The 9,155-nt window shown below is 33.0% G+C and carries 7 protein-coding genes; 1 reads left to right on the top strand and 6 read right to left on the bottom strand.

Annotation, left to right across the window (positions count from 1 at the left end; all coding sequences use genetic code 11):
- The first annotated feature begins 47 nt into the window (after window positions 1-47).
- On the top strand, window positions 48-527 hold the full coding sequence (locus tag RR539_RS07090; protein ID WP_332483767.1) for a GNAT family N-acetyltransferase: 480 nt from the start codon (window positions 48-50) through the stop codon (window positions 525-527).
- A gap of 36 nt (window positions 528-563) precedes the next feature.
- Here RR539_RS07090 and RR539_RS07085 read toward each other — a convergent pair whose 3' ends face one another.
- The 6 genes from RR539_RS07085 to RR539_RS07060 all read right to left on the bottom strand — a co-directional run bounded on the left by RR539_RS07085 (window position 564) and on the right by RR539_RS07060 (window position 8,655).
- Complete coding sequence (locus RR539_RS07085) at window positions 564-1,319, bottom strand: hypothetical protein (protein ID WP_332473867.1); 756 nt, start codon at window positions 1,317-1,319, stop codon at window positions 564-566.
- 289 nt (window positions 1,320-1,608) lie between these two features.
- Window positions 1,609-3,819 carry a heavy metal translocating P-type ATPase gene (locus RR539_RS07080; RefSeq protein WP_332483768.1) on the bottom strand — a complete coding sequence of 737 codons (2,211 nt, stop codon included), beginning with the start codon at window positions 3,817-3,819 and terminating at the stop codon, window positions 1,609-1,611.
- Window positions 3,820-4,013: 194 nt separating this feature from the next.
- Complete coding sequence (locus tag RR539_RS07075) at window positions 4,014-5,180, bottom strand: iron-containing alcohol dehydrogenase (protein ID WP_332483769.1); 1,167 nt, start codon at window positions 5,178-5,180, stop codon at window positions 4,014-4,016.
- A gap of 179 nt (window positions 5,181-5,359) precedes the next feature.
- The gene (locus tag RR539_RS07070) at window positions 5,360-6,604 is read right to left on the bottom strand and encodes a S41 family peptidase (RefSeq protein ID WP_332483770.1); all 1,245 of its coding nucleotides are present in this window, start codon (window positions 6,602-6,604) and stop codon (window positions 5,360-5,362) included.
- Between the two features lie 135 nt (window positions 6,605-6,739).
- Window positions 6,740-8,011 (bottom strand): S41 family peptidase, encoded by a 1,272-nt coding sequence (locus RR539_RS07065; RefSeq protein WP_332474841.1) that lies wholly within the window; start codon window positions 8,009-8,011, stop codon window positions 6,740-6,742.
- A gap of 35 nt (window positions 8,012-8,046) precedes the next feature.
- Window positions 8,047-8,655, bottom strand: coding sequence for a hypothetical protein (locus RR539_RS07060; RefSeq protein WP_332474840.1), 609 nt, complete (start codon window positions 8,653-8,655; stop codon window positions 8,047-8,049).
- Window positions 8,656-9,155: the final 500 nt, after the last annotated feature.

The following is a 9,155-nucleotide window of genomic DNA, read 5'->3' as shown; positions in this document are numbered from 1 at the left end:
GCATCTACCTATAACAATAGAGCCTTTATATTATAGGAGGAATTATAATGAATTTCATAGTTAGAGATGCTAATATAAATGACTATAAGGATGTTTCATCCCTTGTTAAAGAAGTTCATCAGTTACATGTTGAAAATAGACCTGACATATACTTACCTGTTGAAGTTCCCTTAAATCTAAATAAATACAAACAAATTCTAGAGAATAAAGAAAGTTTCCTATTTGTTATTGAGGATGTTACCACTAATCAAGTAGTGGCTTATAGCATTATCCAGATAGTCGAGACCAAAAACCTACATCTACTTAAGCCTAATAAGTGCTTATTTATAGATGATCTATGTGTTAAATCCTCTAATCAAAAGTCAGGACTTGGCCGATTATTATTTAACCATATAGTTGAATACGCAAAATTAATTAATATTACTTCTATACAGCTAACTGTTAGCGAATTTAACTCAAAGGCTATAAGGTTCTATGAATCCTGTGGCATGAATACACGTAATAGAAAAATGGAACTCCATATATAAGAAAATGATTGTCTTAATAATTAAGACAATCATTTTTTAATATCCCTGACCGATTATTTTCCAAGTATCCTTAGGATTATTCCTAGATAATATCCACATGTAATTTGTATAGGTAGTGTTAGGTTCAAGCACTGGATTATTATCAAGATTACCTGTGTGAAAATCAGATAGTATAACAATAAGATTCTCCCTTTTATACTTATCTACTAAATCTTTTCTACTATTATTAAAGTACTCATCTGCTACCTTCTCGTTATACCAGGCCTTATCTAATGTAGCATTTGGAAATTTAAAATTCTCCTGTACATTAATTATAGCAAACTCTACATCCTTATGTGGAACCCTAGTTACCACATAGTCTCCTAATATATTCTTAACATCTATACTATCCTTGGCTAAAACCTTTGAGATATTCTTATCCTCAACTTGAAGGGTAACTTTAAATCCATTTAAACTATCATTAGCTGGCATAGCTTCACCATATAAAGCTACTAACACCTTTTCCCCATTATTTATAATTTCACTTTGACATTCCTTATTATCAGTATAAAATCCTATGATTTTATTATCTCCTTCAAGTATCCATTTATATTTAAGCTCTCCAGTATATTCTCCACTTAACTTAGGGGTTAGCTCTATAGGCATTCCCTTATAGGATCCCTTAACACTACTAGAAATTATTTTTACATCTATCTCTTCCTTGGTAACTTTATTTTCATCCTTAGCACATGATATTAATGTTAAACAAATTAATCCTATACTTAATATTATTAATGTTAACTTTCTAATCATATTACTCACCTCAACTTAAGCTTATCATATATTCCATTATTTTCAAGCTACAATTAATTTAAAACATAAAAAAGGCTAGTGTTTCCGTTACACTAACCTTCCCTATATGTTAAGTTTGATGAATTGACTTATTACGAAAGGGGGGAATCCCTTATCCATATGAATTCTAACATATGTTGTAACCCCTATCAATCCATTTAACATAAATTTAACCATTATATAATAATAACCTACGTTATATAGGGTATTATTACGGTTTATTAATTAAAAGTTAACCTAATTTCCATGATTATTTAAATCCTTTAAGTCTTAATGCATTAAGAAGAACTGATACTGAACTTAAGCTCATAGCTCCTGCTGCTATCATTGGGCTAAGTAGTGGTCCACCAAATAAATGAAGTATACCCATAGCAAGTGGAATTAATAATACATTGTATCCAAATGCCCAGAACAAATTCTGCTTAATATTAATAATAGTACTTCTACTTAATCTAATAGCAGTTATAACATCCTTTAAGTCACTTTTCATAAGCACTATTCCTGCTGACTCTATTGCAACATCAGTACCTGAACCTATTGCTATACCAACATCTGCACAGGCTAGTGCAGGTGCATCATTAATACCATCCCCAACCATTGCAACAACTCGTCCTTTAGTCTTAAGTTCATTAACCTTACTTGCCTTATCCTCAGGAAGAACTTGTGATAGAACATTCTCTATTCCAACCTGTGATGCTATAGCCTTAGCAGTTGCAGTGTTATCACCTGTAATCATATAAACATTAATTCCCATATCACGAAGCATCTCAACAGCCTCTTTGCTACCTTCCTTAATAGTATCTGCTACAGCAATAATACCCTTAAATTCAAGGTCAATTGAAGCAAACATTGGTGTTTTCCCCTGTGATGCTATATCCTCTGATGACTTTATAAAGCTTGAAACATCTATATTATTCTCATTCATAAGCTTAATATTTCCAATAAGAACAGACTTAGAATTAACTATGCAGCTAATTCCATGCCCCTCAATAGCCTTAAAGTTCTCTATAGAATCTATCTTAAGACCCCTATCCTCTGCCTCCCTAACAATAGCCTCACCTAGTGGATGCTCTGAACCTTTTTCTCCACTTGCAACTATTTGAAGTAGTTCATCCTCATCAATATTATTAGTTAAAATATCAGTAACCTTAGGTCTTCCCTCTGTAATAGTACCTGTCTTGTCAAACACAATATCTTGAACCTTGTAGGCAGTTTCAAGTACCTGCCCACCCTTAATAAGTATGCCTTCCTGTGCACCCTTACCTGTTGCAACCATTATAGCTGTAGGCGTGGCAAGACCTAATGCACATGGACAAGCTATAACTAATACAGAAATAAATATAGTTAAGCAGAAAGTTATATCCTCTCCCCTAAACCACCAAAATAGTGAAGAAACAATAGCAAGACCTATAACAATTGGAACAAAGTATAGTGAAACCCTATCTGCAATCTTTGCAATAGGAGCCTTGTTTGTCTGTGCATCTTCAACAAGCTTAATAATCTTAGATAAGGTAGTGTCCTCACCTACACTTGTTGCAGTAAACTTAATAAAACCTGACTTATTAATACTTCCTGCAATAACCTTGTCTCCTAGTCTTTTATCAACCGGAATACTCTCCCCAGTTATCATAGACTCATCAATAGAAGTAGACCCTTCAATAATCTCCCCATCAACAGGTAGACTCTCACCAGGGCGTACCACTACAATATCTCCAGTAACAACCTCATGAACCTTAATCTTAACCTCTTCACCATCTCTTATAACAACAGCCCTCTTAGGTGCTAAATTCATAAGAGATTTAATAGCCTGTGAAGTCTTACCCTTAGCCCTAGCCTCAAGATACTTTCCAAGGGTAATTAGGGTTAATATTACAGCTGCTGACTCAAAATATAGGTGCATAGCATATGTAGAGTCACCTAAATATATCTTATAAATACCAAACAGACTATAAATGTAGGCAGCAAGAGTACCTATAGCAATTAGTGTATCCATATTAGGACTTAACCTAAATAAATTCTTAATACCAACTATGTAAAACTTATATCCAGTTACAACAACACCTGTTGTAAGAACCAATTGAATAAGCCCAAAATTCATAGGACTTATCATAGGATCTAAGAAGCTTGGAAGGGGCATACCTACCATATGACCCATACTAATAATAAGTAGTGGAATAGTTAAAACTAAAGATAAAATAAGTCTTGAACCCATCTTCTTAAGTGAAGATTCACCTTCATCTTCTAGGATATTTTCTCCCTTAATAGAAGCCTTAAACCCAATCCTCGTAACTTCTTTAATAATATCATCAGTAGATAACTTATCCTTAAACTCAACAGTTAGAGTCTCAAGTGGTAGGTTAACCGACGCAAATGTAACTCCTTCAACCTTGTTAATTTCCCGCTCAAGCCTTGAGCTACATGATGTACAGCTCATGCCTACTATCTTAAATGATGCCTTCATCTAATCACCTTCTTAAATTTTTTCATACCCTCCCAGGGTAAATTATACTTAAATTATCATTCCTACTATATATTTTGTCAACTACACTGATATATTATTCACTATGTTATTCTCTTTTAAACCAATTATTCAAATATAGAAGGTTCTATATCCTAAAAAAAGAGACCACCTATAAAATAGATGATCTCCACATATTAAAAGCTGATTTTTACACCATAATAGATGCAGTTTAGAAGCATGATTATTTCCTTTTCACTTGGCTTTCTTGGATTAGTTTCACTACAATGACAGTGACTAACCTCCTTAGCCATCATCTTAATATTATCTTTAAACTCCTGTTCATCTAGTCCATACTCTTTTAATGAATACGGTATGCCTATTTTTCTATTTAGTCCTATGACAAGCGATATTAGCTCATCAACAACAACGTTGTCGTTTTTGCCCTCAAGCCCTAGAACCCTTCCTATATAAGCATATTTATCCATTCTTGTCGGCTTGTTATATCCAATTATATAAGGAAGTACAAGCCCACTTAATACCCCATGAGGTATATGAAACCCATCACCTATAATACTTGCTAGGCTATGGCTAACCCCAAGATAAGCATTAGAATACGCCATTCCTGCCATAGATTGTGCATAAATAATATTTTCTCTAGAGTTCATATCTCCACCATATGCATTAACTAAATCCTTAACTACTGTCTTAACTGACTTAATCGCTAGTGCATCAGAAATAGGTGATGCCATCTTAGACCCATAGGCCTCAATACCATGTGCTAGTGCATCTACACCACTATAACCTATTGTGGTTCGTGGTAAATTTACTGAAAGTGAAGGGTCAATAATAGTAATGTCTGGAGTAATATTATAATCCATAACGTCATATTTTAGATTATTTTCATAATCCATTACCTTTGCAAACCCTGTAACCTCTGTAGAACTTCCTGATATTGATGGAATAGCTATAAATATTGCTTTTTTCCTTACCTCAGGTAGAGAAAAAGGTTTAAAAACATCCCTTAGTCTAATTCCTGGATGCTCATAAAGAACATGCATAACTTTAGCTGCATCAATAGGTGCAGCTGTTCCCATACCAATAATAATATCAGGCTCATACTCACGCATAACCTGAGCCCCTTTTTTCACTGTCTCCACAGATGGATCTGGTTCTACCCCCTCAAAAAGCCTTACTTGAATAGACCCTGCTTCTAAATAGTCAATGACTTTTTGAAGAAAACCCTGCTTTCTTATAAAGCTACTACCTAGAACAATAAGAGCCTTTTTGCCGCTAATAGTTTTTAACACACTAAGGGAGTCCTTCCCAAAGTACATATCTTTCGGTAGGGTAAACCTATACATACTAACCAACCTCCTTTTCTATGGCACTATATTATATATATATAATCCAAAAAGGTGACTAATTCTTAATATTTCCAAATTTATTAAAACATAGTATAATTATTCTATTATTTATAAAAAACAATAGTTTATAATAAGAAAGCATAGGAACCTATCTAGATTCCTATGCTTTTATTTATCTATTTAATTCCTTGCAGCTCTATAACTTTCTGGATACACTTATCATCAGTAAAGTCCTCTGCTTTAGTACAGTCCTTTACCATAACATCTGGTGTTGTTTTAAATTCTTCATTACATACACCACTTTCAGTTAATCCCATCATGCTTGACATCCTAACAACTATTCCGCTATTTTCAAGGTTAAATAACACAGGGTCTGAACCAATCCCATCTCCCCCTGTTGCTTCTCCAACTAAAGTTGCAAATCCAGTTTCCTTGCAAAAGGATGCTAAACCCTCTGCAGCAGAATATACTACACTATCTACTAAAAGATATATCTTCCCATTAAATCCACTTTTCCCATCTGGATTATTTATCTGCTCTTCAATAGCAAAATGGGTAAACATACCCATAGCTTCCTTTGGTGCATTAGGCATAGAACTTATTGGTAAATCCTTAATTTTTCTTAAGTTCTCTTCACTCCCTGGTCTTCCATATACATACTCATTAATAACTGGATTATTAGTTCTAAAAAGATTGTATATCCTATTCTTTACTGGTTCTTTAGTTAATTTAGATATAATTTCCCACCAGTATCCTGAATATCCTCCTCCATTGCCTCTTATATCTATTATTAAAGACTCATAATTTCTTCTTGTTGAAATGTATTTCTCTATTTGCTTCATATCCTTGTTAAATACAGCACTTGCCCTTAACATTTTAGGTAAATGCATATATGCAACCTTATTCTTAATAACATCCTTAGTTACTAAATTACTTTGCTCATTATCTTCATTAAACCTTAATTCTTCCTTACTAGGGGTATTACCATATCTATTTATAACTTTTTCATTATAAAACAAATCCTTATATATACTTTTATATGGCTCGTTATATAAATAAGCAGCTTGTAAATCTTTCATAAATTGATTAGATACTATCCCACTATGATCATTATTCAAATCCTTAATAACACTATGTAGTACTGATTCAAACTTACTATCTCTATTAGTCGACCTAATCCTCTTTAGGTATTCATCCTTCTTAGCTACAAAATCTACTCCATTCATTCTTTTGTTAACCTCAAGAAATGGATAACCCTCAACTATAGTAGTATAAAGCTGATTAAAGTCCTCAACCTTGTCCTTCATACTAAGCTTATTTGGAGCAACCACTCTTGTATAGTCATACCTGTCATAGGCTATATAACCTATAATTCCAAGTATAATCAGTCCCCATACAATTAAATACTTTTTCCCCTTCATGCCTTCCCCCTATTATAATTACATTTTTATTTACAAGTAAAACTGTAACATAAATCCATTTTATTTCCAAATAATGTTGTGAAAACTATAAAAGCCTAGGACTTTTTCTTCATTCCTAAGCTTTCTTAACATTATCTATTTAAGTCCTTGTAGTTCTAAAACCTTCTGAACACACTCATCATTATCAAAGTTACTCATTCTTCTAACATCCTTTAGTATAACATCTGGTGTTGTCTTAAATTCTTCATTACATACGCCACTTTCAGTTAATCCCATATCACTTGGCATTCTAACAACTATTCCACTATTTTTAAGGTTAAATAATAAAGGATCTATTCCAAGTCCATCTCCACCTGTTTTTTCTCCAATTATAGTTGCATATCCACTTTCCTTACAGAATACTGCTAAAGCTTCTGCTGCAGAATAAACATTCTTATCAACTAAGAGATATACTTTCCCCTTAAATCCATTATTCCCTTTTGGATTAATACTAGTCAACAGCTCTGAATAATGACTAAACATTGACTTAGCTTCACTAGGAATATTTTTCATTGAGTCAGTAGGTAAAGTATTAATATCCTTTATTTCAGAAACCTTTCCATACTCTTTATAAAAAAACTCTGGCTTCACTCTGCCAAATGCAAATTCCTTAACAACAGGATTATTAGCTCTAAATAAACTATACTGTTTTGTCTCAACTGGCTTATTAGCTAGTATAGATAAACTTTCATGCCAATAATCTGTACTACCTCCATAATTACCTCTTACATCTATTATTAACGAATCATAATCTTTTCTAGTTGAAATATATTTCTCTATTATTTCCATATCCTTGTTAAATACAGCACTTTGACTTAACATACTTGGCAAATACATATATGCAACTTTGTTACTTATAACATCCTTAATAACTAAACCACTTTGCTCCCTGTCTTCCATTGCCTGTAATTCTTCTCTAGGAGGTACCTTACCATATCTTTCTATAACCTTATCATTATAAAACAGGTCCTTATAAATACTTTTAAGTGGCTCCACGTATGCACAACTTGTTTGATAAGTACTAATAACATCTCTGGTAAGTATCCCACTATGACCATTATTAAGATCCCTAACTATACTATGTAATTCTGACTCAAATCTACTATCTGTATCTGTTTCTTTAATCCTCTTTAGGTATTCATCCTTCTTAGCTACAAAATCTACTCCATTCATTCTTTTGTTAACCTCAAGAAATGGATAACCCTCAACTATAGTAGTATAAAGCTGATTAAAGTCCTCAACCTTGTCCTTCATACTAAGCTTATTTGGAGCAACCACTCTTGTATAGTCATACCTGTCATAGGCTATATATCCTACCACTCCAAGTATAATTAGTCCCCATACAATTAAATACTTCTTCCCCTTCATACCTTCCCCCTAAACTTTAATATTGGACTATAAAATTAATAGTATATTTCACTCTCTATACATTCACCTAAACTTGCAAACTTACAGTTTAATTTTTTATCTTTACCTATAATCAAAATACATACTTCATAATTAAAATCTACTTCTCCCCATGCTAAGGCCATGCAATCATCATCAAGTACTCCTATTCCATGTAATTTAACCTTTTCATCTATACTCCATTGAAGACTATGTATTTCACTTTCTATATATACAATGCTTAAATCATATGTTGGAGATTCCATTCCATTTATAAAATATCTAACCTTGTATTTTCCTTCATAACCATCACTTATATTCTCTCTTATAGCTATGCCTGAACCCATAGTATTAAGCGATTGTGTTGAAGCCCATAATGCTGAATTAGACCTTCCATCTCCTATTGACTTATATATTCCAATACCTACCTTTGAAGCACTTTCGCTAAATCTAGATACATATAATTTATTATTAATAAGTATTCCTATTCCTGATCTTTTGTACTCTAATTCACCTTTAACCTCTGTCCACAAACACCTTAAAATCTCCCCTTCTTTAATAATACTAAGGGATTTACCCTGATTAGATTCTTTCCATACCCCTATAAATTCTTCAATTATACCCACACCCAACCCCTCCTAATTGTTATATATACCCAATTGTATCATAGTCTAATTTAATTACCAATGAATACCATATAAATCACTCTACCAATCTATTAAATAAGTCATTTTTCAATCTTCCTAGATAATCAATTAAATTAGTATATATTAATTACTATCTTATACACTCAATGCCTTCGGCTTAGGCTTTTTCAAAGCCTCCCTAACACAATAATACTGTGTGGTTAGTTTCATGATAAGATATTATATCCTAGGCTGTACCCTCGAGTTTTGACTTAGAAACTCTTAGGTGCAAAATTGCAAAGGCGCTTAGGGAAAGCGGCTGTTTGAACTTAGTGAGTTTTAGCTAGCCCTTAGCGAATTTGCAATTTTGTGCCTTAGAGGTTCTCGGAGAAATCTCAAACGGGGTCAGCATAGGATATAATATCTTATCTCAAAAAACCACAACAAAAAGAACCTATTAAATCTAGTATTAATAGGTTCTTCATATATGGTATCTTAAT

The organism is Clostridium sp., assembly GCF_036639235.1.
Taxonomy (GTDB): domain Bacteria; phylum Bacillota; class Clostridia; order Clostridiales; family Caloramatoraceae; genus Clostridium_AB.
The sequence above is the reverse complement of the archived record's forward strand: the minus strand, read 5'-3'. Positions and strand labels throughout refer to the sequence as shown.